At 44.1% G+C, this 26,890-nt stretch carries 25 protein-coding genes and 1 other annotated feature; of the genes, 15 read left to right on the forward strand and 10 right to left on the reverse strand.

The features are described 5' to 3' along the window. Positions 1 to 229 precede the first annotated feature (229 nt). The 13 genes from V7R39_RS16280 (at position 230) to V7R39_RS16340 (ending at position 14,490) form a co-directional block, all read left to right on the forward strand. A complete protein-coding gene (locus V7R39_RS16280; protein WP_334031984.1) occupies positions 230 to 937 on the forward strand; it encodes a hypothetical protein in 708 nt (235 codons plus the stop codon). A 163-nt stretch (positions 938 to 1,100) separates the two neighbouring features. After that, a complete protein-coding gene (locus V7R39_RS16285) occupies positions 1,101 to 1,559 on the forward strand; it encodes an HvfA family oxazolone/thioamide-modified RiPP metallophore (RefSeq protein ID WP_334031985.1) in 459 nt (152 codons plus the stop codon). A gap of 74 nt (positions 1,560 to 1,633) precedes the next feature. Beyond that, positions 1,634 to 2,485, forward strand: a complete 852-nt coding sequence (locus V7R39_RS16290; RefSeq protein ID WP_334031986.1) for an HvfB family MNIO-type RiPP peptide maturase — start codon at positions 1,634 to 1,636, stop codon at positions 2,483 to 2,485. After that, the gene (locus tag V7R39_RS16295; RefSeq protein WP_334031987.1) at positions 2,485 to 3,243 is read left to right on the forward strand and encodes an HvfC family RiPP maturation protein; all 759 of its coding nucleotides are present in this window, start codon (positions 2,485 to 2,487) and stop codon (positions 3,241 to 3,243) included. Before V7R39_RS16290 ends, V7R39_RS16295 begins: the two co-directional genes overlap by 1 nt. Before the next feature lie 335 nt (positions 3,244 to 3,578). Further along, complete coding sequence (gene apt, locus V7R39_RS16300) at positions 3,579 to 4,115, forward strand: adenine phosphoribosyltransferase (RefSeq protein WP_032095911.1); 537 nt, start codon at positions 3,579 to 3,581, stop codon at positions 4,113 to 4,115. A gap of 92 nt (positions 4,116 to 4,207) precedes the next feature. Continuing rightward, complete coding sequence (dnaX, locus tag V7R39_RS16305) at positions 4,208 to 7,441, forward strand: DNA polymerase III subunit gamma/tau (RefSeq protein WP_334031988.1); 3,234 nt, start codon at positions 4,208 to 4,210, stop codon at positions 7,439 to 7,441. Positions 7,442 to 7,478: 37 nt separating this feature from the next. Then, entirely contained in the window at positions 7,479 to 7,805 is a 327-nt protein-coding gene (locus V7R39_RS16310) for a YbaB/EbfC family nucleoid-associated protein (RefSeq protein ID WP_032095913.1), read from the forward strand. Between the two features lie 330 nt (positions 7,806 to 8,135). Then, a complete protein-coding gene (locus tag V7R39_RS16315; protein WP_334031989.1) occupies positions 8,136 to 8,987 on the forward strand; it encodes a hypothetical protein in 852 nt (283 codons plus the stop codon). Positions 8,988 to 9,249: 262 nt separating this feature from the next. Beyond that, positions 9,250 to 10,176, forward strand: coding sequence for a hypothetical protein (locus V7R39_RS16320; RefSeq protein ID WP_420837618.1), 927 nt, complete (start codon positions 9,250 to 9,252; stop codon positions 10,174 to 10,176). 7 nt (positions 10,177 to 10,183) lie between these two features. Beyond that, on the forward strand, positions 10,184 to 10,783 hold the full coding sequence (recR, locus tag V7R39_RS16325; protein ID WP_163107706.1) for a recombination mediator RecR: 600 nt from the start codon (positions 10,184 to 10,186) through the stop codon (positions 10,781 to 10,783). 106 nt (positions 10,784 to 10,889) lie between these two features. Continuing rightward, positions 10,890 to 12,812, forward strand: coding sequence for a molecular chaperone HtpG (gene htpG / locus V7R39_RS16330; RefSeq protein ID WP_334031990.1), 1,923 nt, complete (start codon positions 10,890 to 10,892; stop codon positions 12,810 to 12,812). Positions 12,813 to 13,154: 342 nt separating this feature from the next. Further along, on the forward strand, positions 13,155 to 13,799 hold the full coding sequence (gene adk / locus V7R39_RS16335; protein ID WP_334031991.1) for an adenylate kinase: 645 nt from the start codon (positions 13,155 to 13,157) through the stop codon (positions 13,797 to 13,799). A 295-nt stretch (positions 13,800 to 14,094) separates the two neighbouring features. Continuing rightward, positions 14,095 to 14,490 (forward strand): MAPEG family protein, encoded by a 396-nt coding sequence (locus V7R39_RS16340; protein WP_334031992.1) that lies wholly within the window; start codon positions 14,095 to 14,097, stop codon positions 14,488 to 14,490. A 95-nt stretch (positions 14,491 to 14,585) separates the two neighbouring features. On the opposite strand, the gene lepB is transcribed toward V7R39_RS16340, so the two are convergent. The 9 genes from lepB to hisG form a co-directional block, all read right to left on the reverse strand. Further along, complete coding sequence (gene lepB / locus V7R39_RS16345; RefSeq protein ID WP_334031993.1) at positions 14,586 to 15,281, reverse strand: signal peptidase I; 696 nt, start codon at positions 15,279 to 15,281, stop codon at positions 14,586 to 14,588. 413 nt (positions 15,282 to 15,694) lie between these two features. Then, a complete protein-coding gene (gene hisIE / locus V7R39_RS16350) occupies positions 15,695 to 16,312 on the reverse strand; it encodes a bifunctional phosphoribosyl-AMP cyclohydrolase/phosphoribosyl-ATP diphosphatase HisIE (protein WP_334031994.1) in 618 nt (205 codons plus the stop codon). Continuing rightward, the gene (gene hisF, locus V7R39_RS16355) at positions 16,309 to 17,121 is read right to left on the reverse strand and encodes an imidazole glycerol phosphate synthase subunit HisF (protein ID WP_334031995.1); all 813 of its coding nucleotides are present in this window, start codon (positions 17,119 to 17,121) and stop codon (positions 16,309 to 16,311) included. Before hisF ends, hisIE begins: the two co-directional genes overlap by 4 nt. Continuing rightward, a complete protein-coding gene (hisA, locus tag V7R39_RS16360) occupies positions 17,103 to 17,840 on the reverse strand; it encodes a 1-(5-phosphoribosyl)-5-[(5-phosphoribosylamino)methylideneamino]imidazole-4-carboxamide isomerase (protein ID WP_287009946.1) in 738 nt (245 codons plus the stop codon). The genes hisF and hisA overlap by 19 nt, the downstream gene beginning before the upstream one ends. Next, positions 17,840 to 18,472: an imidazole glycerol phosphate synthase subunit HisH gene (hisH, locus tag V7R39_RS16365; protein WP_287009945.1), complete on the reverse strand. Its 633-nt coding sequence runs from the start codon at positions 18,470 to 18,472 to the stop codon at positions 17,840 to 17,842. Before hisH ends, hisA begins: the two co-directional genes overlap by 1 nt. Further along, positions 18,472 to 19,542: a bifunctional histidinol-phosphatase/imidazoleglycerol-phosphate dehydratase HisB gene (gene hisB / locus V7R39_RS16370; protein WP_334031996.1), complete on the reverse strand. Its 1,071-nt coding sequence runs from the start codon at positions 19,540 to 19,542 to the stop codon at positions 18,472 to 18,474. The genes hisH and hisB overlap by 1 nt, the downstream gene beginning before the upstream one ends. Next, on the reverse strand, positions 19,539 to 20,615 hold the full coding sequence (gene hisC, locus V7R39_RS16375) for a histidinol-phosphate transaminase (RefSeq protein ID WP_334031997.1): 1,077 nt from the start codon (positions 20,613 to 20,615) through the stop codon (positions 19,539 to 19,541). The genes hisB and hisC overlap by 4 nt, the downstream gene beginning before the upstream one ends. Further along, on the reverse strand, positions 20,615 to 21,952 hold the full coding sequence (gene hisD, locus V7R39_RS16380) for a histidinol dehydrogenase (protein WP_334031999.1): 1,338 nt from the start codon (positions 21,950 to 21,952) through the stop codon (positions 20,615 to 20,617). The genes hisC and hisD overlap by 1 nt, the downstream gene beginning before the upstream one ends. 12 nt (positions 21,953 to 21,964) lie before the next feature. Then, the gene (hisG, locus tag V7R39_RS16385; protein WP_163107696.1) at positions 21,965 to 22,867 is read right to left on the reverse strand and encodes an ATP phosphoribosyltransferase; all 903 of its coding nucleotides are present in this window, start codon (positions 22,865 to 22,867) and stop codon (positions 21,965 to 21,967) included. 47 nt (positions 22,868 to 22,914) lie between these two features. After that, positions 22,915 to 23,034 (reverse strand) — a sequence feature (His leader region). Positions 23,035 to 23,353: 319 nt separating this feature from the next. Here hisG and V7R39_RS16390 point away from each other — a divergent pair. After that, the gene (locus V7R39_RS16390; RefSeq protein ID WP_163107695.1) at positions 23,354 to 23,605 is read left to right on the forward strand and encodes a hypothetical protein; all 252 of its coding nucleotides are present in this window, start codon (positions 23,354 to 23,356) and stop codon (positions 23,603 to 23,605) included. Between the two features lie 56 nt (positions 23,606 to 23,661). On the opposite strand, the gene V7R39_RS16395 is transcribed toward V7R39_RS16390, so the two are convergent. Next, on the reverse strand, positions 23,662 to 24,234 hold the full coding sequence (locus tag V7R39_RS16395) for a YSC84-related protein (RefSeq protein ID WP_334032000.1): 573 nt from the start codon (positions 24,232 to 24,234) through the stop codon (positions 23,662 to 23,664). Positions 24,235 to 24,632: 398 nt separating this feature from the next. On the opposite strand from V7R39_RS16395, the gene V7R39_RS16400 reads away from it, so the two are divergent. Continuing rightward, the gene (locus V7R39_RS16400) at positions 24,633 to 26,846 is read left to right on the forward strand and encodes a tetratricopeptide repeat protein (RefSeq protein WP_334032001.1); all 2,214 of its coding nucleotides are present in this window, start codon (positions 24,633 to 24,635) and stop codon (positions 26,844 to 26,846) included. Positions 26,847 to 26,890: the final 44 nt, after the last annotated feature.

The raw sequence follows: 26,890 nt of genomic DNA on the forward strand, positions 1-26,890 counted from the left end.
ACCCCAATTATCTATTGAGTTTAAGCGGACAATGTCAGTGTGTATTTCGAAATGTGTACCTGACCCCCTTGATTTTTTGCGTAAAGATTTTCATACCTTATTGGTACAAAACCATTGTCGTAAATTATGTCTTTCAATGAAATGGTGATATACAGACTATCATTAAAATATTGTTCTTATATCTGGTAACGAAATGCGTAACTTTTGTGGTTCTATGGTGCTTTCTTTAATGATTTTAGCAGCCTTGTTGCCACTTTCTGTGTTTGCGCATGAAGAAGCTAAGCCCGTTACCTTGGGGATTGTAGTATTTCCACCACTTGTGATAAAGGACAGTGAAACCGGGCGTTGTTATGGTGAAGTGGTAGAGATGTCCTCTAAGCTTTTAAAGCAGCTTGGTTACACTATGAGTATTGAATGCATTCCCCCTATACGGCTTTTTGAAAGGGTGAAACAAGGCGAGATTGATTTAACCGTTAATGTAAAAGGTACAGCTGCACTTGACGATCATGCTACGTTTATTGATAAGCCCGTAACAAACCTAACGTTAATGAGAGTGACAAATAACGCTCGCCTAAATGAAAAATCCATAGCGGGTATCAGAGGATATGATTACGTAGGGGAGCGTATTCGTTTAGTTGAAGAAGGGTACGAATTTGTCGATATGCCCTCTAGTGTAGATTCCATCAGGTTTTTTCTCTTCGATAGGACAGCCAACCTCATTACATACGAGCGACCTTTTTATTATTTTCTTGGTGACAAAGAGTTCGATGGAAGAACAAGTTCAATAATATTAAAAAAGAATATTCCCACATTCTTCGCAGTGTCGTTACAAAGCAAACATAAAGATGATCTTCTTGAAAAACTCTCAGCCTACAGTGAGTCTTTCAAGGAAGGAACTATCTTAGAACACGCCACTAAACCCACACCACAGCTTTAAAGTATTTAAGTCTGCGCAGTATTTTCGCGAGGGTGTTTACTCTCAAATAAAAAATATTAAAAAAAGTTAAAATTTTGTGAAAGCAAATTGTTAACACCTCGGTCTTATTTATTGAACGTCAACATTGTGGTTTAACAATAGAATAAATTTCCGAGGGCTAAAAATGAAGCAAATTAATAAAACATCAATAGCAACAGCGTTAGGTGCAGTAGTTATCGGCTCGTTAGCATCAAGTGTAGCGGTAGCAGATACAAATCCATTCGGTATGCAATCTCTTGAGTCTGGTTATAGTCAATTTGCCGCAGAAGGAAAATGTGGTGAAGGCAAGTGTGGCGGCGATAAAGCCGCAAAAGAAGGCAAGTGCGGCGGTGATAAAGCCGCAAAAGAAGGCAAGTGCGGCGGTGATAAAGCTGCAAAAGAAGGCAAGTGCGGCGGCGATAAAGCCGCAAAAGAAGGCAAGTGCGGCGGTGATAAAGCCGCAAAAGAAGGCAAGTGCGGCGGCGATAAAGCCGCAAAAGAAGGTAAGTGCGGCGGCGATAAAGCAGCAAAAGAAGGTAAGTGCGGCGGCGATAAAGCAGCGAAAGAAGGTAAGTGCGGTGAAGGTAAATGCGGTAGCATGTAACCATTGCTTTCTAGAATCGTAATATGGCCGTCAATTGATGGCCTTTTTTTTAGTACTGTTCTTGGAGACTAAGAGTGAATAATATCAAAGGTGCTGGTTTAGGTTTCAGACGTGAAATGCTTGACGAACTATTCCCTACACTTCCTAAAGAAGTCGACTTTTGGGAAGTGGCGCCAGAAAACTGGATCCCTCTTGGTGGCATTTATCAAAAACAATTTAAACAGGCCACTGCACAAGCACCATTTAGTACTCATGGACTGTCTCTTTCGATAGGCAGCAGTGATAAGCTTGATGTTGAGTTTATAAAAACCGTGAAGCAGTTCTTAGATGCCAATAACATAGGCCTATACAGCGAGCATTTAAGCTATTGTTCTGGAAACGGTCATATGTATGATTTGATGCCTATTCCATTTACTGAAGAGGCGGTTAAGCACGTTGTTGCTAGGGTTAAGCAAGTGCAGGACATTCTTGAAAGGCCCCTTGTCTTAGAAAATGTTTCTTATTATGTCGCGCCAGATCAGGTTATCTCTGAACTTGAATTCACCAACGCAGTTTTATCTGAGTCTGGCTGCTCTATGTTGCTAGACGTCAATAATGTTTACGTAAACAGTATTAATCATAACTATTCCCCACATGAGTTTATTAAAGGGCTGCCGTCTCACAAAATAGTTTACGGTCACATTGCGGGGCATTACGACGAGGCTGCAGATTTAAAAGTGGATACACACGGTGCCGATGTTATTGAACCAGTATGGGAGCTATTAGACTATGCCTATAGCGCACATGGCGTTTACCCCACTTTGCTAGAGCGTGACTTCAATATCCCCTGTGTGGATAATTTACTCAACGAAGTGCGTAAAATTAAAGCAATACAGTCAAAACACGCGTCTTCTGGAATTAATTCTTCAAGTAAGGGAGTTGCTTGATGCCATCGTTACAACAAAGCCAGGGTGAATTTGTACAGGCGATAAAAGACCCTTCAACTTTTATACCTAAGGATGAAGAGTACGCCAGACGAATGAAAATCTATCAGTCGCTATTTTTCAGCAACATAAATGGTTTTGTTAGCTCAGCACTTCCAGTTTTAAAATCTATCATCATTGCTCAATTTGGCGAAAACCAATGGGAGCAAGTAATCGGTCAGTTCTTTATTGAGCACCAGTGCAGGTCTCCTTACTTTAATGAAATAAGTAAAGAGTTTGTTGAGTACCTAGCGACATCTCCCGCCTTTGGTTTTGAACTACCATCGTTTTCTTGTGAGCTAGCCCACTATGAATGGTTAGAGTTAGATGTGGCAACGCGTAGAAGTAGTGAAAACAACGCGTATTACAAACCAGGACAAAACATTGAGGAAGTGAAAGTTTCACCATTTGCCACGTTAGCGTCATATTCGTACGCAGTTCACCTTATAGGTCCTGATCATATGCCCGACAGTCCATCTGAAGTGCCACACAATTATGTCGTGTATCGAGATGAAGAATATCAAGTTCAATTTGTTCATTTAACCGCTATGACTGCTATGCTGGTACATACCATAGAGGGAGCTGAAGAAGGCATTTCATTAGCGGTATTAGCTAACCAACTCATTGAGCAGGCGCCAAGTATTCCTCAGTCAACGCTTACAGCGGGAATGGAACAAACTGTCATCGACTTACTGCAAAAGCGGATATTAATGCTGGCATAAGCCTGCAAAATATATAAATACAGACGGCATAGTGTTTAATTTTTTATCGTTTGAAGTGTCCATTATTAACTTTACTTACCAACTGTATTTATTGTGAGCGTTTAACTATATTAGCGCTGTCAATCGGGCTTGCTTTCGATTAACATTTACAACCATTTTTTTGTTCACAATTATTGTTTAGGTAGTGCATATGGCTGACAATGAAGATTTTAAAGAAGTTTATAACAAATGGTACTTCTTGGCCTCATTAGTAACTTTACTCGCTTTTCCGTTGATGCATATCATCGCCGGTTGGTTCACATTCTGGTTATAAAGCAGACATATAAGGTATTATCGTGACTGCAGAATATATAAAATCAGTAGTGAAAACCGTTCCTGACTATCCAAAGCCAGGCATATTATTTAGAGATGTAACTAGCGTTTTGGAAGATCACAAGGCGTTCAAAAGCTGTATCTCATTACTTGTTGAAAAGTATCAGGGCATGGGATTTACAAAGATCGCAGGCACTGAAGCTCGCGGCTTTTTGTTTGGCGCGCCTTTAGCAATTGAAATGGGTATCGGGTTTATCCCAGTACGCAAACCTAATAAGCTGCCCAGAGAAGTCGTAAGTGAAAGCTACGAGCTAGAATACGGCACAGATACGTTACAAATTCATCGCGATGCAATTGTCCCTGGCGACAAGGTATTGTTGATTGATGATCTTCTTGCTACCGGCGGAACTATCGCTGCATCAGCGAAGCTTATTCGCTCATTGGGTGGTGAGTTAAATCACGCTGGGTTCGTTATTAATCTACCCGATTTAGGTGGTCATAAAAAATTGACCGAACTAAACATTGAAAGCTATTCAATTTGCGAGTTTGAAGGCGAGTAGTTAGCCATTCAAAAGGGCGCAAGAAAGCCGCAATAAGGCGTGATTAAGCTTGATGAGGCAAAACAAGGCGTGATGAGGCAAAGAGTACAGTAATGAGTTATCAGGTATTAGCAAGGAAATGGCGACCAGGGAAGTTCGGTGAACTTGTCGGCCAAGAGCATGTGGTGTCAGCCATTTCAAATGCCTTAGATAACGATCGTTTGCATCACGCTTATCTGTTCACCGGCACACGAGGCGTAGGAAAAACGACAATAGCGCGTATTTTTTCTAAAAGCTTAAATTGTGAAGAAGGCCAAGGAGCTAATCCTTGCGGACAGTGCCATACGTGCAAAGAAATTGAGCAAGGAAATTACGTTGATTTGCTCGAGATTGATGCGGCATCAAGAACGAAAGTAGAAGATACGCGAGAGCTTCTGGACAATGTGCAGTACAAGCCAACTCGTGGCCGCTACAAGGTGTACCTTATCGATGAGGTACACATGCTCTCGAAACACAGTTTCAACGCGTTGTTAAAGACGCTGGAAGAGCCGCCTCCTCACGTAAAATTCCTGTTGGCGACCACCGATCCACAAAAGCTGCCCATCACCATTTTATCTCGCTGTCTTCAGTTTAATCTTAAGGCTATGTCGCGAGAGCAAATTGTTGGTCAACTTACTCACATTCTAGAGCAGGAGCAATTGAGCTTCGAGCCTCAAGCGCTGTCGCTGCTTGCAAGAGCCGCACAAGGCAGTATGCGTGACGCGCTCAGTTTAACTGACCAGGCCATAGCGCAAGGCGGAAACCAAGTAACTGCATCGGTGGTTACTGACATGCTTGGTTTAATGGACAAAAACCAGCTGCTCAAAATTATCAATGCGGTGGTAAATAAAACTCCCAATGATGTGATTCAGTTGGTCAACGACTTGGCTGAGCAGGCGCCAGATTACGACAATGTTCATGGTGAATTGGCGAGCCTACTCCATCAGATAGCCTTGACCCAATGGGTGCCTGAGGCATGTAAGCTGGAGACAACATCGGCAAAAGCGATATATCAACTCGCCAAAACCATCCCCGCTGAACAAGTACAGTTGCTCTATCAAATTGCAATTCAAGGGAGAAAAGACTTACCTTTCGCAGCCGATGGTAAAAGCGCATTTGAAATGACATTAATGCGAATGATGTCGTTTGCACCTGCAACGCCTCCTGATAATGGTGCAGATAATATTGAGCGCGGAGGTAGTGAGCACGACCTTCCCGTTAAAGCCGGCCCTCAATCACAGACTGGTGATCCGGGAAACGTCGGTAAGCAAGAGGAAGCGCTTAAAAGCGAAACTCTTGTAGATGCCACGCAACAAGCGGAAGCAGCAGAGCCGCAATTTCAAGGGCAGCCTACCTTTGATATAGCTTCTGGACCTGATACACAGTCTGAGCCGGATACACAGCCTGAGCCAGAGCTTTCAGAGGCGTCTCACTCAGCTTATCGCGGTGGTGATGTGGATACTGTTGAATCAGAGCCTTCAGCGAGAAAAGAGCCTTCAGCTGGACAAGAGCCTTCAGCGGGACAAGAGCCATCAGCGAGACAAGAGCCTTCAGCGAGACAAGAGTCTTTTGCGAATAAACAGCCTTCTGAAAATACAGTGCCTGAACCCACAGCTGATGCTATGAATGTTGCGAACCACGCCAACACTGCAACCGTTGACTCTGATCCTAAATTGGGTGAATCCCAGCATAGCGAATCACAAAAAGCTGAATCACAGCATAGCGGGTCACTAAAGGCTGAATCACAACGTCAAGTATCTGAACAGACGGAACCCGAGCAGCCACAGCAACTCGAGCCGCAGCAGGTAGACTCGATCTCTGAAGCTTCGCATCAGCAAAGTGATTTGTCGCCATTTTCTAATAATGAGCCTCCGTTAGATGCCTACATGGACGATATGCCGCCTGCCAGTGATGAAGAGTATCCACCAGATATTGATAGCGGTTTTTCTCACCGTGCTGACGGCGAGCAAAATGCTTCGCCAGACATTGCGCCAGAAACTGCACAGCCGTCTCCAGAAGAGCAGTTGAGTGCTACCGCAAGCATGCTTGCGCTTAGACAAAAAATGAAACAGCGCAAGGCACAAGACACAGAAGATAAAAAAGCGCAGGTATCTGCAGAAAGTCCTTCGCAGGACGCCGCTGATAGAATGTCTAACACCCTGCGTTCTCGATTCTCAAATGCTAACGCAACGCCATCAGCGCAGAATAACCAAGCCCAATCTTCGCAGCAGCATATTGAACAAGAGCAATCAGACCCAAATCAATCACAGCTTCAATCTCAAATGTCAAAGGCAGAGGGTAGTGCTAATAAAGTGGTACCTGGTTTATCAGACTCAGTGAATACAGCCTCTGATAATACAAGCTCGCCCATCACAGCAGATTTTCAGCCTTCTGTTAACAGTGACGAGAGCGGCCAAGGCAATGCATTCGACGATGACGAGTTTTTCAATGCCGAATTTGAAGAAGATATGCCGTTTGCCAGTGACTCGCAGCCTGATTCGCCTGATTCGCCCGATTTGCAGAGCGCTTTATCGAACCAAGGCTCATTACAGCAAGACTCATTACAACAAGGCTCATCGCAAGAAGCTTCATCGCAAAAAAATGCTAGCGAAAGCTTTTTTACGGAAGACCATCCACCGTGGGACACTGCACAGAGCAACGGTTCAGTCGATTCAAATGGTCCTGTGGCTTTTAATGATAATGCGGCGACGGATTCATTACACAATACAAATGCTGAGCAAGTGCCTTTCCAGAGCGCAAAGCAGCCTACTGAATCTAAGCAGAGCAGTTATGACCAAGGCGCTAGCTTCCAGTCTAACGTAGACTATTCGTCAAGCAATGCTGAACAAAGCGATGGCTCAAGAGTCATTACCAGCACCCCAAGTGGCAGTTTAAGTGCATATCTCGAAGATGGAACTAAACTTACTCATGCTAGCCAAATAGATGAGTGGAGTAACTTAGTTGAGCAGATGCCAATCGCCGGATTACTAAAGCAACTGTTTCTTCATGCGTCTTTTTCTCGTGATAACGGTACTGTGTCACTTGAAATTGATAACAGTCAGTCTCATTTACTTAATGAGAGCGCGAAACAGCAATTGCTAGACACACTGCATCATGGGTTGGGAGAGAACGTAACGGTAAATATTACGTTAGGTAAACCAAATTCAACGCCATTTGCACTGCAGCAAGATATTCATGCAATGCGCCAGGCGCATGCACATTCAGTTGTACAAACTGATGAAAAGATTCAAGCGCTGCTATCAATTTTTGATGCCTCAGTGCTGACCGATTCGGTTAAAGCACGGTAGCAGATTAACTTAATACCAAACAAAGTGAGATAAAAATATGTTTAAAGGCGGTATGGGCAACATGATGAAACAGGCGCAGCAGATGCAAGATCGCATGCAAAAAGTGCAGGACGATCTCGCTAAGCTGGAAGTTACCGGTGAAGCCGGTGCAGGTATGGTTAAAGTTACAATGACCTGCAACCACAACGTACGTCGCGTTGACATCGACGACTCGCTAATGGACGATGATAAAGACATGATTGAAGACCTTGTTGCAGCAGCGTTTAACGACGCCGTTCGCCGCGTTCAAGAAACCAGCAAAGAAAAAATGGCTGATGTAACTGGCGGAATGTCACTTCCACCCGGTATGAAACTGCCGTTTTAAATAGGGCTAATCAAAGCAGGGCCTATTGAGGCAAGTTGCTATAACAACTGAATTTGATAAATTTAAATTCAGATAAAACACCCGCCCGATAGTTCTAGTATTCAAAAGCCTTGGAACATTCCAAGGCTTTTGCACATTCAGCGTTTGCTTTTTGTGATGCTATTTTCCTATAGTCCATATCTTCCAAAGTCATCTCATTACAACCACTGTATTTAACGTACTGTGCATCAAAATCTAACACTCCATCATTCCTCTTCAAATACGCTATAACTTGTCAGGGCTACTGCTCGCTGATAATGTATTATTTCATTGATTAATAGGGATATGTTTATGAAATATGGAATGTTTGTACTTGTATTAGCTGCTTTTGTTGCGGGTTACTTTATCGGTCACGCAAGACCTTTTACCGATGCTGATACACCACCATCTTTACAGCTTTTGGATGGCACTTCATCATCTAATACGCCAGCACTAAATGCCCAATCGCTTAATGGTAAATTTGCTACTGAATCTGAAACAAAATCAGGAAGCCCTCACAACCTAATTAGTGATGATCTAACAAGTGATAAACTAACTAACGACAACCAAACCGACGGCAACCAACAGCAACCATTATCGTCAGATAACGTCGATGAATCAGAACCCAGTGAACTCATCGTGAGTCAGAATAAAGATTCTCAACGTGATAACGCCCCATCTGATCCTAATACATCCGACCAACAAAGCGCAGTATCATTCCCCGCAGCACAGGAAGAGCTCGATGAATGGGTAACTGCTCGCAAAGAAACCCTTCAACAGCAGCTCACCGATGCCATAGGCGAACAAGATGCCTCATGGATGTTTGATCAAGTGCTAAAAGATAATGAATTTCTCAACCAGCCAACAGCGACAAATGCATTTGACAACGATGTAGTGTCGCGATTTGAGATGGAACAAAAGCTAAAAGACTTTATAACCGCTAGAAGCAAAGACCCTCAACTTCAAATACTCAGTGTGAATTGTATTCAAGGACGTTGTGAAATTACCTTGGAGGGCAAAGACCAAACAGCAGCTATCTTCTTATTCTTTGATATTCAAAAAGATAACTCGATGGGAGTCATCGAGTTAATGACCCCAACATTTTATTTGGATGACGAGGGAAATTATTGGCTCTATAGAACCCTTACATACGCGGTAAATTAGCTTTCGCGCGATTATTATGAAGCCATTGATTAAATCTGCTATACACGGGGTTTCACCAGCTTTTACGCTATTAATGCATTACAATAGCGAGAATTTTGAAGCCATTCACAATGGCATCTCGTATTATCACTATCTAACATCGCCTATTAGGGCGTGTTGAGCTTTATTATGCACTTTGCAGAGGTTTGTGTGTTGTTAAAATAAGGTCAACATGCTCTGACTATTTCTAGATAAAAAGGAACCCGTCTTGATCAGAAAAGGTTTGGTCACATCCACTCTCATTCTTATTCCTATTGCTATCGTATTAACTGTTTTCAGTATCTATTCCTTATTCAGTATAAAAACAGTCACCGTCGACCCGAAGCTAAGGGAGATATCGGGTATCGAGTTTGATAAAAAGCAGCGCCTTTGGGCGATTAACGACAGTGGCGATGGCCCCATTCTTTATATGTTAAACAAAGACGGTTCAATTGCTCGTGAAGTGACAGTCTCAAATGCTAAAAACGTCGATTGGGAGGACATGACGCAAAATCAGTTTGGTCATTTTTTCCTAGGCGATTTTGGCAATAACGACAACGATAGGCGTTGGCTTACTATTTATAAAATTGAAAACCCTATTGATATTAAAACCGACACCACGAAGGCTGAAATCATAAAGTTTACTTACCCTCAAATGGAAGAGGGCGAGATTAAACCAGAAGATAAAAACTATGATCTAGAGGCATTTGTTGAATTTAAACGCCATCTTTATCTGTTTACCAAAAACAGAACTAAGCCCTTTGACGGTATTACCAAACTGTACAAAGTGGGCGATCATGCGGCTAATTTTGATGCTGAATTAATAGGTGAATTTAAAACCTGTACCACCCTCGAAAAATTATGCTGGATAACCTCAGCGGCAATAAGCCCAAATAGAGAAAAGTTGGTTTTACTTGATTCTACCAGTCTTTGGCTATTTGAAAATTTTGATGGTGATAACTTTTTCAGTGGTGAGGTATCACGCATAGACTTAGGCATTATCACGCAAAAAGAAGCAGTAACGTTTTACGATGACAACACGCTTGTATTTACCGATGAGGAATTCAAAGGCCTGGTAGGCGGAAATGTTTATGAAGTTAAACTCGACCAAGTAAAGCGTAACGTGATTAAATACCCTCAACAAAACGATAGCGAACGAACAGCGAAGTAGTCTCATTATGAAGTTCAGTCCCTTACTTGCAGAACTCATTCAGGCGTTAACGTGTCTGCCTGGTGTTGGTAACAAAAGCGCTCAGCGAATGGCGTTTCATTTACTCGAGCGAAACCGAAAAGGTGCCGTTGCCTTAAGCGATGTATTGCACAACGCAATGGAGCACATCCATCATTGTAAGCGCTGTAGAACTTTTACTGAAGATGAGCTATGTGACATATGCCGCCACCCTGAGCGTGAGGCCAGTGGCCTTCTGTGCGTGGTGGAGAGCCCTCAAGATGTATTGGCAATAGAGCAAACCATGAGCTTTAAGGGGCAGTATTTTGTTTTGATGGGGCACCTGTCGCCTATTGATGGCGTGGGGCCAGAAGAAATTGGTTTGAATGAACTGGAGGCGCGGTTTGCTGCAGGGGGGATCACCGAGGTAATACTTGCGACCAATCCAACCGTAGAAGGTGAAGCCACTGCCCATTACATCGGTCAGCTGTGCGCGTCAAACGACATTGATGCCTCTCGTATTGCTCACGGCGTGCCGGTGGGCGGTGAATTGGAATACATTGATAACAACACATTAACCCACGCTTTCTCTGGGCGGCGTAAACTTTAGTGTGATAAAAAACAAATAATTTTTCTCTCTTGTAGTTGAAAAACACGCTTCGAGTCCACACCTGTCTATCAGTAACGTGATCCATTCAACGAGGAGATACTGGATTATGGCTGAAGCAGCCCATAAAGAAACCCACGGTTTTCAGACGGAAGTAAAACAACTTCTACATCTGATGATTCATTCTTTGTACTCAAACAAAGAAATCTTCTTACGCGAGTTAGTGTCTAACGCCGCTGACGCCGCAGATAAACTCCGTTTCCGCGCTTTGGAAAACGACAGTCTCTATGAAAACGATGGTGACTTGAGCGTTAAGCTAAGCGTAGACAGCGAAGCGAACACCATCACAATCGTCGACAACGGCATTGGTATGTCTCGAGATGAGGTAATCGCTAACCTTGGTACTATTGCTAAGTCTGGTACAAAGGACTTTTTCAGTAAGCTGTCTGGCGACAGCGCAAAAGACTCACAGCTTATCGGACAGTTTGGCGTAGGTTTCTACTCTGCGTTCATCGTTGCTGATAAAGTTACCGTTCGTTCTCGCGCCGCGGGTGCAGATGCATCAACGGGTGTTGAGTGGGTATCTGATGGTGGTGGCGAATTTACTATTGCCGACATTAACAAGCCAACTCGCGGTACCGAAATTACGCTTCACCTTCGCGAAGAAGAAAAGGAGTTTGCAGACACATGGCGTCTTCGTTCAATCGTAAGTAAATACTCAGACCACATCAGCATTCCGGTGCATATGTGGAAAGATGAAGTGCCTGAAAGCGAAGGGCCTGACGGCGAGAAAATTGAAGCTCAGCCTGGTGAATGGGAAGCGGTTAACAAAGCAACTGCGTTGTGGACTCGTGAAAAGTCTGACATCAGTGATGACGAATACAACGAGTTCTATAAGCATATCTCTCACGACTTTGCTGACCCACTATCCTGGGTACACAACAAAGTTGAGGGTAAAACAGAGTACACCAGCTTACTGTATATTCCTTCAAAAGCCCCGTTTGATATGTGGAATCGTGACCAAAATCACGGTTTGAAGCTGTACGTTCAACGTGTGTTTATCATGGACGACGCAGAACAGTTTATGCCTACGTACCTTCGTTTTGTGAAGGGACTACTTGATAGCAACGACCTACCACTGAACGTGTCTCGTGAAATTCTTCAAGATAATAAAGTGACTCAAGCGCTGCGCCAAGGTTGTACTAAACGCGTGCTTCAGATGCTTGAAAGAATGGCCAAGAACGACTCAGACAAGTACCAGACTTTCTGGAATGAGTTTGGTAATGCGCTTAAAGAAGGTCCAGCTGAAGACTTTAGCAATCGCGAAAAAATTGCCGGTCTACTTCGTTTCTCATCGACTCACGGTGATTCTGATGCGCAAACCGTATCACTTGCCGACTACATTGAGCGCATGAAAGAAGGGCAAGACAAGATTTATTTCGTTACTGCAGACAGCCTGCAGGCGGCTAAATCGAGTCCTCACCTTGAGATATTCCGCAAGAAGGGTATCGAAGTATTACTCATGGGCGAGCGTATTGACGAATGGTTAATGTCTCACCTGACAGAGTTTAACGAAAAGCAGTTTGTTTCAATTGCGAAAGGCGACTTGGACTTAGGTGATTTGGAAGACGAAGAGTCTAAGAAAGCCCAAGAAGAAGCTGAGAAAGAAATTGAAGGCGTGCTAGAAAGAGCAAAAGCGGCGTTAGGCGAGAAAGTGGTAGATGTGAAATTTACCCATCGTTTAACAGACTCTCCTGCGTGCATCGTAGCCGATGATAATGGCATGACAACGCAGATGATGAAGCTAATGCAAGCAGCTGGTCAAAGCGTACCAGACGTTAAGTATCACTTTGAGCTTAACCCTGAGCACAGCCTAGTTAAAAAGCTAGCCGACACTCAAGACGAAGAGTTGTTCAATGAATGGGTAGGGGTGTTATTCGACCAAGCTGCACTTTCAGAACAAGGCAGTCTTAAAGACCCTGCTACCTTCGTTCAAAACATGAATGCATTGTTGATGAAGCTGGCAAAATAAGCTGCTTTTAGAACACTGCAAATTTTAAAGAAAACGGGCTTTACGCCCGTTTTTTGTTTTTATGTCTTTCAATCAAGTATCCCCCTAATAATATGTTATGTTTTCAGGCCTAAAATACGCAGCCAGCACTGCTATTATGCGTGTGGGATATAAAGCGTGTAGACAATGGCCGTAATCGTCACAGTTTGTGCGTTGCTCAAAGAGTGACTATAAGTTGAACGTATATTCGCCATTAGTCGTAAGATTAGCCTTGAGGTGCTGCTTACACTTGTCACTAATGTATTGAATGTGTAAAGTGCCCGTAGTGAAAATTTTAAAAAATCATAAGCGGAGAACGCACTCATGCGAATCATTCTTCTCGGCGCTCCTGGCGCGGGTAAGGGCACACAAGCTCAGTTTCTAATGGGCAAATACGATATTCCACAAATTTCTACAGGCGATATGCTTCGCGCAGCAATAAAAGCTGGTACCGAACTTGGTTTAAAAGCCAAGCAGGTGATGGATGAAGGTAAGCTGGTTTCTGACGATATCATTATTGGTTTAGTGAAAGAGCGCATTGCAATGGATGATTGCAAAGACGGTTTTTTACTCGACGGCTTTCCACGCACTATTCCCCAAGCGGATGCAATGAAGGAAGCCGGTGTGGAAGTAGACCACTGCATTGAATTTGATGTTGCAGATGACGTGATTGTTGAGCGCATGGGCGGAAGACGTGTACACCCTGCTTCTGGTCGTGTTTACCACGTAGTGTACAATCCGCCTAAAGAGGCAGGCAAAGATGACGCCACTGGTGAAGATCTTATTGTCCGTGAAGATGATAAAGAAGACACTGTACGTAAGCGTTTAGCTATTTATCATGAGCAAACTAAGCCACTTGTTAACTATTACATGGCGGAAGCTGATGCTGGCAACTGCGAGTACCACAAACTCGATGGAAACCGTCCGGTTGATGACGTTAGCGCTGACCTTGAAAAACGCTTAAGCTAGTCAATTGACTCATTACAAGAGGCCGCATTAATGCGGCCTTTTTATTGTGCCGATTTTATTATGCCTTTAAAGTGGGAAGAGGTTCTGACTTGCGTGTGCTGCCTCCCCTCTGAATAATAACTTAGAGGGATAAAGCTAACAGAGATAGAGCTAAGAGGGCTAGCTAAGAGAGCTAAACAGGCGCTACCTAATAACGCATCACAATCAGCTATACGTTGTTAAAATCTCTATGCTAACTTAGAGATATAAGTTGCAAAAACGGTTGCACGAATAATAATAAAAATTGGAGTTGATAATGGTTTTACCAATCACGGCCTTTTACGCCAGCTTGCTGGGTATATGCTATCTCTATTTATCCCTGCTTGTCATTGGCGCCAGGCGGCGTTACAAAGTGAGTTTGGGAGATGGAGGGTACGAAGATTTAGGGCGTTTGTCTCGTGCACACGGTAACTTCAGTGAATATGTGCCGATTACGCTAATTATGATCGCCTGCTTTGAAGCAAATACCGGTCAAGAGTGGGCCGTGCATGCCTTAGGAAGTGGTATTTTGTTTGGAAGAGTACTGCATGCTTATGGATTAGGAAAGCACGCAGGGGCTAGCTGGCAGCGTTTTGCAGGTATGATTTTGACTTTTCTAGCAATGCTGGTGACAGCCGTTGGCAATTTGGTATTGATTCATTTCGGGCTGTAGCGCCTGTCGAGGAAGTTAATTGCTCATAAAGCGTTAACAACAGATGATAATTGCATAAAAGCCCGCGTAGCGGGCTTTTATGCATGCCGTATACATTAATTTAGTGTCAACATGGCGCGGTTTTGTCGTGGTAAATAATAGTTGCTCTTATCAAGAGAGAAAGCCACAGAAGTGGCCCTGCCTTGTATTTCAGAGATAGGGAAGAGCCCATAGTAGCGAGAATCCATACTGTTATCTCTATTGTCTCCCATAGCCAATATATAGCCTTTTGGTATGGTCACTGGGTGAAATGAGGATGCAGGGTTTTCAATCGAGCGGTGAGTAACGCCGCTGCTATCAATATAATCACTGTTAGTCAGCGCAATAGTGCGAGAGTCACCTAGAAGCGCCTCTTGATAAAAAGGTGAAGTAAGCGGCGTGATGGTGGCTGATCCACCGTTTATGAAAAGGCGATTATGACGAAGCTCAACAGTGTCGCCCGCCACGGCAACCGCACGTTTAACCAATCGATTCTGTGCCGCGCTGCTATTGATAATCACAATGTCGCCACGCTCTACGTCGCCAGTCTTGGCAATGACAATGTCACTAAAAGGCAATTCTAGGGTGTAAGCTGTTTTATCTACTACTATTCTGTCACCCACTTGAATTGTCGGTTCCATTGAGCCTGATGGCACATGATACCAGTCGGCCATACTGCTTCTGAATGAAAACATAAGGACGATAAAAAGAATAAAAGGGAGATTTTCTTTAATCAGGTTTTTTGCGTTTGGCAAAGCCGTGTCTTTGTTCAAGAGGGTATCCATCTAAAGTGTATGATAATAGGGCGTGTTGATCCTTGCTGTACAAGTTTTGGGCTAAGTCAAAGGGCCCAAATAAAAAAGCGGGGCCAAAGAGTAAAATGTTTTCCATAACGCCCCCTTCGGGCAGCGCCTGTGAGCTATTTACACTGCCTTGAATGGTTTCGATTTAGCCCGCTAGACCTTCAACCATTCGCCTTGTCTAAATAGCTCACAGACCGCTGCAAAAATGTACAGCAAAGATCAACACGCCCTTGTTAGATACCTAAAAAACAAAATGTTCATTATCAAGATGTAAAAGAGTGTGTCGGCACAAAAAGGCCCATCGTTGTGATGGGCCTTTTGAGTATATAAGCGCTTATCTACGAGCTTTTTTATCAGCTTATTTAAAAATAAGCGTTGAGAAGTTACTTATGACGCTCTTGTAATACGCTTAGCGCATCGTTTAGCGACATATCGCTGGCTTGTAACAGCACAGTGAGGTGATACAACAAATCAGCAGCTTCGTTTTTAAGTTCTTCTTTGTCGTGAACGGTTGCGGCTAATGCGGTCTCAACGCCTTCTTCACCCACTTTTTGCGCAATGCGTTTAATGCCTTTGTTATAAAGGCTGGCCGTATAGCTGCTTTTAGGGTCGGCTGTTTTACGTGATGCCAATACGCGCTCTAGGTCGGCTAAAAACGTAAACGCCGGCGTACTGCCTTCAAACCAGCAGCTTTCTACACCAGTGTGACACGTCGGGCCGTTTGGATTTGCTAATACTAGCAGTGAATCGCTATCGCAATCACACGCAACACTCACCAAGTCTAGCGTGTTACCCGATACTTCCCCTTTCATCCACAAACGCTGTTTAGAGCGGCTGAAGAATGTCACTTTGCCACTTTCTAAAGTTTTGGCTAGTGCGTCTTGGTCCATATAGCCTTGCATTAACACTTTGCCAGATAATGCATCTTGTACAATCGCAGGCAAAAGGTTATCCATCTTTTCCCAGGCTAGAGTATTGCTGTTGCTACTTGTAATGATCATGGATTAACTCCTTCTGCTTGCGCTGTTAAGCCATGACGCTTGCGCATAGGGACGCCGTTAGCAGTCAACTCTGCTTTCAACTCGTCTATATTAATAATGCTTTTATGAAATACAGAGGCGGCTAAGGCCCCATCAACGTCAGCTTGCTGAAACACGTCAGTAAAGTGTGCAATTTCGCCTGCACCACCAGATGCTATTAACGGCACATCGCAAGCACCTCTTACCGCTTTGAGCTGTTTAACGTCGTAACCATTGCGTACACCGTCTTGATTCATGCAGTTAAGCACGATTTCACCAGCACCACGAGATTGCACTTCTTTTATCCAGTCTATGGTTTGCCACTGACTTTTTTGAGTGCGGCTTTCATCACCGGTAAACTTGTACACTTCATATTGATTAGTGGCTTCGTTGTAAAAGCTATCAATACCGATAACCACGCATTGCTGACCGTAAACGTCGTGTAACGCATTTATCAAATCAGGGTTATTTAGGGCAGGGGAGTTAATGGAGATTTTATCCGCGCCCATCTCCAGAATTCGTCCAGCATCTTCAATACTTTTGATGCCGCCAGCAACACAAAATGGAATATCAATTACTTGCGCAATGCGGCTTACCCAGCTTTTATCCACAACGCGAGCATCAGAGCTTGCTGTAATATCATAAAATACCAGTTCGTCGGCGCCTGCCTTGGCGTATTGCTCAGCAAGTGGAACAATATCACCAATTATTTCATGGTTTCTAAATTGAACCCCTTTTACTACCTTGCCGTCGCGAACGTCTAAACAAGGAATTATGCGTTTTGCCAGCATGCGATAGCCTCCTTCACGGTGAACTTACCTTCGAGTAAGGCGCGACCTAAAATAACCCCATCAACCTTGGTTGGCTTTAAAACGGCAATGTCATTAAGGCTTCCAATACCACCAGAAGCCTGCCATTTTACATTAGGAAACTGAGCTGCCATTTCTTCATACAGGGCTTTATTTGCACCTTGTAAGGTACCGTCACGGCTTATGTCTGTGCACAACACATGTTTAGCACCCACAGTAGCGAAATCGTCTAACAGTCCCTCAAGTGCAACGCCTGAGTTTTCTTGCCAGCCATGGGTGGCAATCAGTTTTTCGCCGCTTTCGCTGATATTAATATCTAAGGCAAGTACGATATGTTCTGGTCCGTATTTCTCAACCCAAGACTTCACTAGCTCAGGTTGTTTAACGGCCAGAGAGCCAATCACAACGCGACTTACACCCGTCTCAAGTAACTGTGCTACCTCTTCTTCAGAGCGAATGCCGCCACCAGCCTGAAACTTCATGCGCTTGGTATCTACCATAGCTTTAATCAATGACAGTTGGCGCTTGCTGGTATCTTTTGCACCTGTTAAGTCAACAATATGCAGCCAGGTAGCGCCTTGGTCAGCATAGTCGTGTACGACCTCTACAGGGTCTAATTCGTATTGTGTCTTTTGCTCGTAATCGCCTTGGTAAAGACGAACCACGTGTCCGTCAATAAGATCAATTGCTGGAATTATCATTATAAGTTCACAAAGTTGGTAAGAAGTTGTGCGCCAGCCTCGCCGGAGCGCTCTGGGTGAAACTGCACGCCATAAAAATTATTTTTATTAATGGCCGCAGAGAATGACCCGCCGTAATCGCAACGGGCAAGGGTATGCGCATAATCAGGCACGGCAAAGCTGTGTACAAAGTAAAAGTAGGTGTCTTGAGGAATGCCTTTAAACAATTCGTCATCACTGTGCTGTACTGTGTTCCAGCCCATGTGAGGTAAACGCAAACCGTTCGCCTCCATGCGTGCTACGTGCCCAGGCATGAGTGAAAGACACGGAATATCACCGCTTGTATTATTCATTCCACCTTCAGCACTGCTATCTACCATTAACTGCATGCCTAAACACACGCCTAATACAGGTTGAGTGAGAGACTGTAGTGTAGCAACAAGTTCTTTTTGCTTAATACTCGCCATCGCTGCAGAAGCGGTGCCCACGCCAGGCAAAAACACTTTATCTGCGGCGGTGATAACGCTTTTATCATCAGAAACTTCTACCTCTACGCCTAAACGCTCTAATGCAAATCGCACAGAAGAGATGTTGGCGCAGCCAGTATTTACAATAACTATTCTCTGTCGTTGGTGTGTGTTGACCACAGACATTACAGCGCTCCTTTACTGCTTGGCAGTGCGTCGCCTTTTAATGCAATTGCTTGACGCAGCGCGCGACCAAACACTTTAAATAAGCTTTCAACCTGATGGTGCGCATTACCTTCACTTGTCGATAAGTGTAAAGATAGGCCCATACTTTGCGCTAAAGAATAGAAAAAGTGTGGCACCATTTCTGTGGCCATTTCACCCACTTGGTCACGGCTAAACTCCGCTTCAAATTTAAGGTGAGGGCGGTTTGATATATCCATTATGCATTCTGCGCGACACTCATCCATAGGCAGTGCAAAACCAAAGCGACCAATACCGCGTTTGTCTCCTAGCGCTTTCTTGAGCGCTTCACCAATGGCTAGCGCGGTATCTTCAACGCTGTGGTGATCGTCGATGTGCAAATCGCCATCTACGGACACATTAAGCTGAAAGCCACCGTGAACGGCAATTTGATCGAGCATATGATCGAAAAAGCCAAGCCCCGTGTGAATAGCCGATTTCTCTTGAGAGTCTAAATCTACACGCACTCTAATATCGGTTTCAGACGTAGTACGAACCACTTCTGCGATACGAGACGAAGCAAGAATGGTCGTTTGAACTGTGTTCCAGTCAAGGTTGTCGCGGTTGTATTGCAGCGCCTTAATACCCATATTTTCAGCAAGCTGAACGTCGGTGATTCTGTCGCCAATCACATAAGAACGCGTAAAGTCTACCTTGCCTTGCTGAAGATAGTCTTTAACCATACCAAGCTTGGGTTTACGGCAGGTGCAATTGTCTTCATCAAAATGTGGGCAAATAAGCACGTCGTCAAAGGTAACCCCTTGGCTTTCAAAAATGCCCATCATGGCATTATGCGCCACGTCAAAGTCTTGTTGAGGGAAGCTGTCAGTACCTAAACCGTCTTGGTTAGTTACCATTACCAGCTTAAACCCTGCTGCTTTGAGTTTTAACAGTACCGGTATAACGTTTGGCTCGAAGACCAGTTTTTCTAAACTGTCTAATTGCTTATCTACAGGCGGTTCTTCGACAAGAGTGCCGTCGCGGTCTATAAATAGTATGGCTTGCTGACTCATGCCCCGTCCTCATTTATAAAATCATTTATTAATTGCATTAATCGTAAATTTTGTTCTTCGCTACCAATGCTCACTCGTAGGCAGTTGGTGAGATTAAGCTGTTTAGACTGATCGCGTATCAGCATTCCTTTTGATACCAAGTACTGCATTAGCGCTGCAGACTTTGCATATCTAAACAAGATGAAGTTTGCCTTTCTGTCACCAATCAGGTGAATACCATCAATTTCTGACAGCGCAGCGGCAAGTATCTCTTTCTCGCGATTAATCGTGTCTACCTGCAGTTGTAAAAGCGTCAACGACTCTGTCGACAGCGCTTTTTCTGCAATTTGAGCGACCGGCTCAGGAATAGGGTACGGCGCTATAACTTTCAGCAGTGCCTGAATAACAGGCTCTTGAGCTAAGGTAAAACCACAGCGAAGCCCTGCTAACGCAAAAGCCTTCGACAATGTGCGCAGTATAACAAGGTTAGGGTAGGCCTTTAGGTCATTTGCCCAGGTGTTGTCGGCATCAAACTCGATATAGGCTTCGTCTACTACCACTAACGCTTTATCTGCAAAGTGAGTTAACACTTGTTTAATGTCATTTCGAGCAACCTGGGTGCCGGTTGGGTTGTTAGGCGCACAAATAAACACAACATTGACGTCGTCGGTAGCGCAAACGCCATCCACGTCTAAGCTAAAGTCTTCGTTAAGCGGTACTTTTTTCACACCCACATTGCAGGTTTCAGCGCTTATTGCGTACATACCATAGGTAGGGGGACAAATAAGAATATTGTCTTTACCTGGCGTACAAAATGTTCGAATGAGTAGCTCAATTCCTTCATCGGCGCCGCGCGTAACAATAAGGTTGTTATTATCGACACCTGCGTAGGAGGCATAACCGTTCACTACCTTGCCTGGCTGGCATGAAGGGTAGCGATTAAAGTTGCTGCTATCTACAGCATAATCGTTAGCATAGGGCGACTCATTTGCGTTCAACCAATCTTGCCCGCCAGAAAACAAACGTCGGGCAGACTCGTACGGCTTCAGGGGCACTAAATTTTCATTAATCAGCGTATCTACTAAGCGGGACATTAAGCGTTGCCCTCGTTTTTGGTGTTGTTGACGCCAAGTTTGTTCATACCCAGTTTGTTCATACGAAGTGCTACTGCATGTTCGTGGGCATCTAACCCTTCTGCGCTAGCGAGAGTCATGATTGCTGGACCAAGATTGCGCATGCCATCAGCCGATAACTCTTGAATCGTGTAGCGGCGCATAAAGTCTAACAAGCCTAAACTTGAGTAGTTTTTCGCATAGCCATAAGTAGGCAAAACATGATTAGTGCCTGAGGCGTAATCCCCTGCTGATTCCGGCGACCATGGGCCCAGAAAAATAGAGCCTGCGCACTTTATTTTTGGCAAATAGCGTCGTGCATCTTCAATTTGAACAATCAAGTGTTCCGCTGCATAAGCATTGCTTGCTTCTATTGCTTCGTCTATTGAACTGGCCAAAATATAACGTGCGTTTTCCATGGCCGGTCTGGCTATTTCAGCGCGGGACAAAGTGGCAAGCTGTCGTTCAACAGCGGCTTTCGCCGCATCGATTAATTCACTGCTATCACTGACTAAAATTGCCTGTGAGTCTGGACCGTGTTCGGCCTGAGAGAGTAAGTCGGCGGCAACAAATTCAGCATCAGCAAATTTATCTGCCAGTACCAAAACCTCAGAAGGGCCCGCCGGCATATCGATAGCCGCACCATCAGCACGTTGACTCACTTGCTGCTTAGCTTCGGTAACAAAACTGTTTCCAGGGCCAAAAATCTTATCAACCTGTGGAATGCTTTGGGTGCCTAATGCCATTGCTGCCACGGCCTGAGCGCCGCCGCATAAAAATATATCCTCAATGCCGCACTTGCGAGCAGCATAAGCAATTTCAGGTGCAATGCGCTGCTGTTTATTGGGCGGAGTACATAAGAGCTTGCGCTCACATCCGGCCACAAGCGCCGGCACACCAAGCATTAATACAGTAGATGGCAAAGGGGCACTGCCGCCTGGAATGTATAAACCAACGGCGTCTAAAGCAGTAAAGCGAAGCTCACAGTGCACGCCAGGTGTTGTTGTCAGTGAAATATCAGAAGGTATCTGCGCTTCGTGAAACTGCTTAATATTGTCAAAAGCGGTATCAATAGCGTTGGCTACTTCCACACTTACCTTCGAGGCCAATTCATCAATGTCGCTTTGCGAGAGCACTAGCGACTGTAAATCAGGGCAATCAAATTTGCGGGTGTAATCTAAAACCGCACTGTCGCCCTTGGTCTCAACGTTAGCGATAATCTCGCTAACGGTTAGTTTAAGTTGCTGGCTATTGGCCATAGCCGGGCGCGAGAGCGCCTGTTTTTTCTCATCATTAGAAAGAGATGACCAAGTAATCATAATAGTCTGCCTTTAGCCCATCATTTTTTCGATTGGCATTACAAGAATAGAGCTACAACCAAGGGCTTTTAATTTTTCCATGGTTTCCCAGAATAAGGTTTCTGTTGATACTACATGGATAGCCACTTGCTCTTCATTGCCCGCAAGAGGAAGTACGGTCGGGTTTTCAGCGCCTGGCAACAAGCTCTTCACTTGCTCTAAATACGCTTTTGGTGCGTGAAGCATGATGTACTTACTTTCTTTTGCTAACAGAACACCATCTACGCGAGGCATCATACGATTGATCAATGCTTGTTTCTCATCGCTCATATCGCCGCCAACGCGCTTAATCAATACCGCTTTAGAGCGGAAGATTTCTTCTTTTTCAACTAATCCATTAGCTTCTAACGTGGCGCCAGTAGACACCAGGTCACAAATAGCGTCTGCAACGCCAGCGCGAGGCGCAACTTCTACAGAACCCGTTAGCATGACGGCTTTTGCGTTAATACCTTGTTCTTCGAAATAACGTTCAAGAAGGTAAGGATAGGTTGTTGCCACTTCTTTACCGTCAAGAGATTGAACACCATCGTAATCCATCTCATTAGGTACCGCGATGGATAAGCGACAGCCACCATAGTCTAGACGACGAAGAGTTTCGTATTCAAAAGGCTTTCCTGCAGCTTTTCGCTCAAGGGACTTTTCTTCTAACTCGTTCTCGCCAATAAAGCCTAAGTCAACCACACCGTCCATGACTAAGCCTGGAATATCGTCATCACGCACGCGCAGCAAATCAATAGGTTCGTTTGTAGAATGCGCAATCAGCAGACGATCACGAATATTGAGTTTTATGCCGATTGCCTTTAACAATGCAATGCTATCATCGCTCAAGCGGCCTGATTTCTGTACGGCAATTCGAAGTCTTTTGCTGTTACTCATTAAAACGTTCCTTACACATGTTGTGTTTACTTGTGATTGCGCAAAACATAAAAAACCCCCGGAAGTTTCCTTCCGAGGGTCGAGAATTTTTTATCTGCGCCATTGGAAGGAGACATAGACCTTCCAGCACGAACCTGAAAGGTTATGCTATGTGGTGATGGTGGTGTTTCGCAGCGCAGTTTATCATTATGAAAAAATATGTCCTAAAATTTAACGAACGAAACATTAGCGGTTTGAGGCAAAATTTGCAAGGCTAAAGTGAACTCTTAGGCTGCAGTACGTACAAATTAATAGGCATATAGTAAAACTTTTTGATCTGAGCGAAAGTAAACCTTTTTCAACCATGCTTAAATGGTTTTACCGTTACACAGATATGCCTTCAATCAGCGAGGTTTTTGATGATGTTTAATTCTGTTAGTTACAGAGTTTATCGTTTGATTGGATTATGGTTTAAATAGGCAAAGACACAGCGGAGATACAATTATTATGAGTAACGACTTATTGTTTCCTATTTTACCGCGCAATACGAAGATTGTGATCGAAGAAGACAAGCGTGTAAAAAAAGTGGAAAAATCAAAAAAATCTGAGCATCTCTCTGAAGAGGATAGCGATCAGTTTGATGAAGTAAATCGCGCCGATGCGTTAGAGTACGCTACCAAGCACAGGCACGAAACTAATAAGAAGGACGGCGACGATAACAATGAAGGAGGGTTAAAGCATATTGACGTGGACGTTTAAAAAAGCGGCAAACCCATTATCTGTTTGCCGCTCATCAAACGTTCTAATATCACTGATTAGTTAAGTGTTTTGTCTACCCAAAACTTTGTACCTTTAACAGTAGCTTGCAGCGCCAACCCGCTTTCAGTCATGGTATACACAGTGACATCCCCTAAATAACCTTCACCCTCAGCAGATGCGCCTTTGTTTCCAGCCTTAGCCGCTGCGTCGGCATTTGTACCTAATGTCCAGCCATTTTCAATAAAGTACGACATGGCTTTTTGCGAGTGAAAAACCATGACAACGCGATAGTCTTTAGCGCCTAATCCAAAACCCACGCCTCCTTCAGCCATGTTCATATAGGTTTTATTACCCGTTGCGTTGTTGTTTACCACGCCGTAACCCGTTCCTGCGGCAAAAAAGATAACGTTCACATTAGCATTGGTAAAAACCGCATATCCTGCGGCATTTTGTAATTGTGAGCGCGTGTCGGGTTTTTCGCTGTATAGGCGGGTTAAAGCATTTTGCTGCATGTCTAAGATAGCCTGTCTTTTTTCAGCAACACTTCCGTCTCCCATTGAGGCACATGCGCCAAGCAAAAACACAGTAGCAAAAATCCATAGATGATAGTTTAAACTTTTTATTTTCATATTCTTCTCCGCAGAGTATGGCAGGTTTAAGACAAAGTATGGCTGCTTTGAGCCGTATTGATTTTTGATGTATGAACCTATTTGTTAAGCATTTACTCTGCCATCTCGTAATTTGTCACTTATTTTATCAACATTAGTATGGCAATAAGTTAAGCAGTGCTATGCCCAAACTCAGCTGCATCGCTCTTGAGACAACGCCTTCAGGCAAAAACTCTTTATATGCACCCATATTGGCTGGCTCAAATATCACAGAGTTAACGTGATTTTTTGTATACATTTCTTGTGTGTTTTTGACAAAGCGAATTAGGTCATCAAATTTCGTACGTCTAGTTGGTGAAGGAAAAGGAATAGATTACACTGGGCACACTAAATTTTTCCTGACTCTACACGAGAGCTCAATGCGCTTTTCTGTATTTTTGTTTTTATCTTGCTTATCATTTCATGCTTACAGCGTGGAAATTGAGTCATTGTGGCTTGACGAAGCAAAGGCGATATTGGCTGAATCTCCCAAACGTGCCTTAGAGCACCTGCAAAATAATCAATCTAAAACCAAAGCACTGTCTCCAGCCGACCAGCTGCACTACCTTGAAGTTCTCACTCGCACGTATCGCGAGATAGGTGAGCTCGATAAAAGTGAAAGGTTTGCAGAGCAATATGTGCAGCAAGCAAAGCTAATTCAATCCGATTATTTTCATCCTAGGGCCATTCGCCAGCAAGGGGAAATATTCTATCAAAAGGGGTCGTATGCAAAAGCGGAAGAACGTTTCAAGTCCTCACTGGCGATGTACGTTCAGCAAGACAATGAGCCTCAAATTGCAATCATGCAACTAAGAGTGAGTACCGCGATCCGCTCAAACGGTCGTTTCTGGGAAGCTATTGAGTTAGCGGAGGCAGCGTTGGCTTATTTCGTCGCAGTGGATGACAGCGATAGAATGGCCTCTGCTTATAGCTCCATTGGTCTCGCTCATGAGTTTTTGGGCAATTATTCTCAAGCCCTAGATGCCTTAAATAAAACGCTTGCTATACACATTCAAGATAACGATGAAATAGCAATGGCTGATGTACTTTACAACATTGCTTCCGTTTATGTCGAAACCGATGATTGGCCAGCGGCAAGGCAATATCTTGAACGCGCTTTAGTCATTGATACCAAAGCAGGATTCAAAAACAACGTGGCTTACGACCTAAGACGGCTGGCTCAGGTGGATTTAGGTCAACAAAAATACGAAGCGAGTTTACGCCACGTTATTGAGGCAAAGCGCTTGTTTACGGAGCTAGGCTCAATAAGAAATCAAGCATGGTGTTTAATATTGGAAGGACAGGTTTACACGGAAGTCAATGACCTTATTGATGCAGAAACAACCCTCACTGAGGGCTTAAAGTACGCAAAAAAAGCAGAGGACTTTGGACTCGTCGCTGCAGCGCACACTCACCTTGCATCACTTTTTGTGAAGCAAAACAGAATAGACGAGGCCTTAGTGTTACTAAAACAAGGGCTACGTAGTGCCAAAGAGAGAGATGAGGCACGTAACCTGTGGTTATTATATTCAACACTCGTTGAGGCGTATGAAAAAAGTGGCGGTTATAGGCAAGCATTAGACGCGCTAAAAGAATATGTTCATGCAGAGAAGGCGAGAGAAAAAGAGCGTAGGATGAACACTATCGCTCAGCTTCAAAATACCATTACCTCGCAAACTCAAAGACATGAGATGGCTCTGATAGCCAAAGATAGGGAGTTAACTGAAGCAAAGCTAGTTCAAACTCAATTTGAACGCAATGTTTGGCTTGCCGGGGCCGGCGTTGTGTTGCTATTTCTTATGATCTTTGCTCACAAAGAGCGGCAAAAAAAGGAGTTGGCAAAACTAAAGCAGCACTTGTTGTCAGAGGCTGCTGATAGAAAAAATAAGCTGTTGGCCGATGTCTCTCACGAGTTGCGCACGCCGTTAACGGTACTTGGATTACAAATTGAATTACTCGAGCACGATTTAGCAGAAAACCCTGAACTAACTTATCAACAACTTAAAGATAAAATAAAGGAGTTGAACACGCTAATTAACGATGTTTACGAGCTTTCAACGGCAGATTCTGGAGCCATGGCCTTTCACTTTGAAGAATCAGTTGTCACCACCATTTTCAATCAGTGCATTTTGCAAATAAGACCCTTAGTCGAGCAGGCTGGTTTAACTTTTTCAGTGAATTCCCAAATTACTGCTGGTGCTATCGTTAGCGTTGATGCGTCCCGCATGATTCAGGTGCTCAGTAACCTCGTAAGAAATAGCATAGCCTATACCGATAAGCCTGGCGAGATCGTAATAAATGCATGGCTAGAAGGGAAGGCCTTTCATATAAGCGTTGAAGATACCGCGCCTTCAGTGCACCCTGATGAGTGCAAATTACTCTTCGACCGTCTCTATAGAGTGGAACAGTCTCGGTCTCGTGATACAGGAGGCTCAGGGTTGGGCTTAGCAATAAGCAAACGTATTGTAGAGGCTCACAATGGTCACATAAGCGCACGCGTAAGTGCTCTAGGGGGAATTAATGTTGAGCTTTCTATTCCACTCTCTCAAAAACAACAAAAGCATATAGAATTTGACAAACCAGTGCTGACATAAACCCACTGTGCAAACTATAAGTTTAAGAGTGACGTGCAAGTCAA

Source organism: Alteromonas sp. P256 (genome assembly GCF_036864455.1).
In the GTDB taxonomy this organism is placed as follows: domain Bacteria; phylum Pseudomonadota; class Gammaproteobacteria; order Enterobacterales; family Alteromonadaceae; genus Alteromonas.

What these genes read in the sequence shown, in the direction of transcription:
- V7R39_RS16400 (WP_334032001.1), top strand. Translation starts at nt 24,633, where the DNA reads ATGCGCTTTTCTGTATTTTTGTTTTTATCTTGCTTATCATTTCATGCT.
- V7R39_RS16340 (WP_334031992.1), top strand. Translation starts at nt 14,095, where the DNA reads ATGGTTTTACCAATCACGGCCTTTTACGCCAGCTTGCTGGGTATATGC.
- V7R39_RS16285 (WP_334031985.1), top strand. Translation starts at nt 1,101, where the DNA reads ATGAAGCAAATTAATAAAACATCAATAGCAACAGCGTTAGGTGCAGTA.
- hisC (WP_334031997.1), bottom strand. Translation starts at nt 20,615, where the DNA reads ATGTCCCGCTTAGTAGATACGCTGATTAATGAAAATTTAGTGCCCCTG.
- hisG (WP_163107696.1), bottom strand. Translation starts at nt 22,867, where the DNA reads ATGAGTAACAGCAAAAGACTTCGAATTGCCGTACAGAAATCAGGCCGC.
- V7R39_RS16395 (WP_334032000.1), bottom strand. Translation starts at nt 24,234, where the DNA reads ATGAAAATAAAAAGTTTAAACTATCATCTATGGATTTTTGCTACTGTG.
- hisD (WP_334031999.1), bottom strand. Translation starts at nt 21,952, where the DNA reads ATGATTACTTGGTCATCTCTTTCTAATGATGAGAAAAAACAGGCGCTC.
- hisIE (WP_334031994.1), bottom strand. Translation starts at nt 16,312, where the DNA reads ATGATCATTACAAGTAGCAACAGCAATACTCTAGCCTGGGAAAAGATG.
- V7R39_RS16310 (WP_032095913.1), top strand. Translation starts at nt 7,479, where the DNA reads ATGTTTAAAGGCGGTATGGGCAACATGATGAAACAGGCGCAGCAGATG.
- dnaX (WP_334031988.1), top strand. Translation starts at nt 4,208, where the DNA reads ATGAGTTATCAGGTATTAGCAAGGAAATGGCGACCAGGGAAGTTCGGT.
- hisH (WP_287009945.1), bottom strand. Translation starts at nt 18,472, where the DNA reads ATGTCTGTGGTCAACACACACCAACGACAGAGAATAGTTATTGTAAAT.
- V7R39_RS16315 (WP_334031989.1), top strand. Translation starts at nt 8,136, where the DNA reads ATGAAATATGGAATGTTTGTACTTGTATTAGCTGCTTTTGTTGCGGGT.
- hisF (WP_334031995.1), bottom strand. Translation starts at nt 17,121, where the DNA reads ATGCTGGCAAAACGCATAATTCCTTGTTTAGACGTTCGCGACGGCAAG.
- htpG (WP_334031990.1), top strand. Translation starts at nt 10,890, where the DNA reads ATGGCTGAAGCAGCCCATAAAGAAACCCACGGTTTTCAGACGGAAGTA.
- recR (WP_163107706.1), top strand. Translation starts at nt 10,184, where the DNA reads ATGAAGTTCAGTCCCTTACTTGCAGAACTCATTCAGGCGTTAACGTGT.
- adk (WP_334031991.1), top strand. Translation starts at nt 13,155, where the DNA reads ATGCGAATCATTCTTCTCGGCGCTCCTGGCGCGGGTAAGGGCACACAA.
- hisA (WP_287009946.1), bottom strand. Translation starts at nt 17,840, where the DNA reads ATGATAATTCCAGCAATTGATCTTATTGACGGACACGTGGTTCGTCTT.
- V7R39_RS16390 (WP_163107695.1), top strand. Translation starts at nt 23,354, where the DNA reads ATGAGTAACGACTTATTGTTTCCTATTTTACCGCGCAATACGAAGATT.
- hisB (WP_334031996.1), bottom strand. Translation starts at nt 19,542, where the DNA reads ATGAGTCAGCAAGCCATACTATTTATAGACCGCGACGGCACTCTTGTC.
- V7R39_RS16295 (WP_334031987.1), top strand. Translation starts at nt 2,485, where the DNA reads ATGCCATCGTTACAACAAAGCCAGGGTGAATTTGTACAGGCGATAAAA.
- V7R39_RS16280 (WP_334031984.1), top strand. Translation starts at nt 230, where the DNA reads ATGATTTTAGCAGCCTTGTTGCCACTTTCTGTGTTTGCGCATGAAGAA.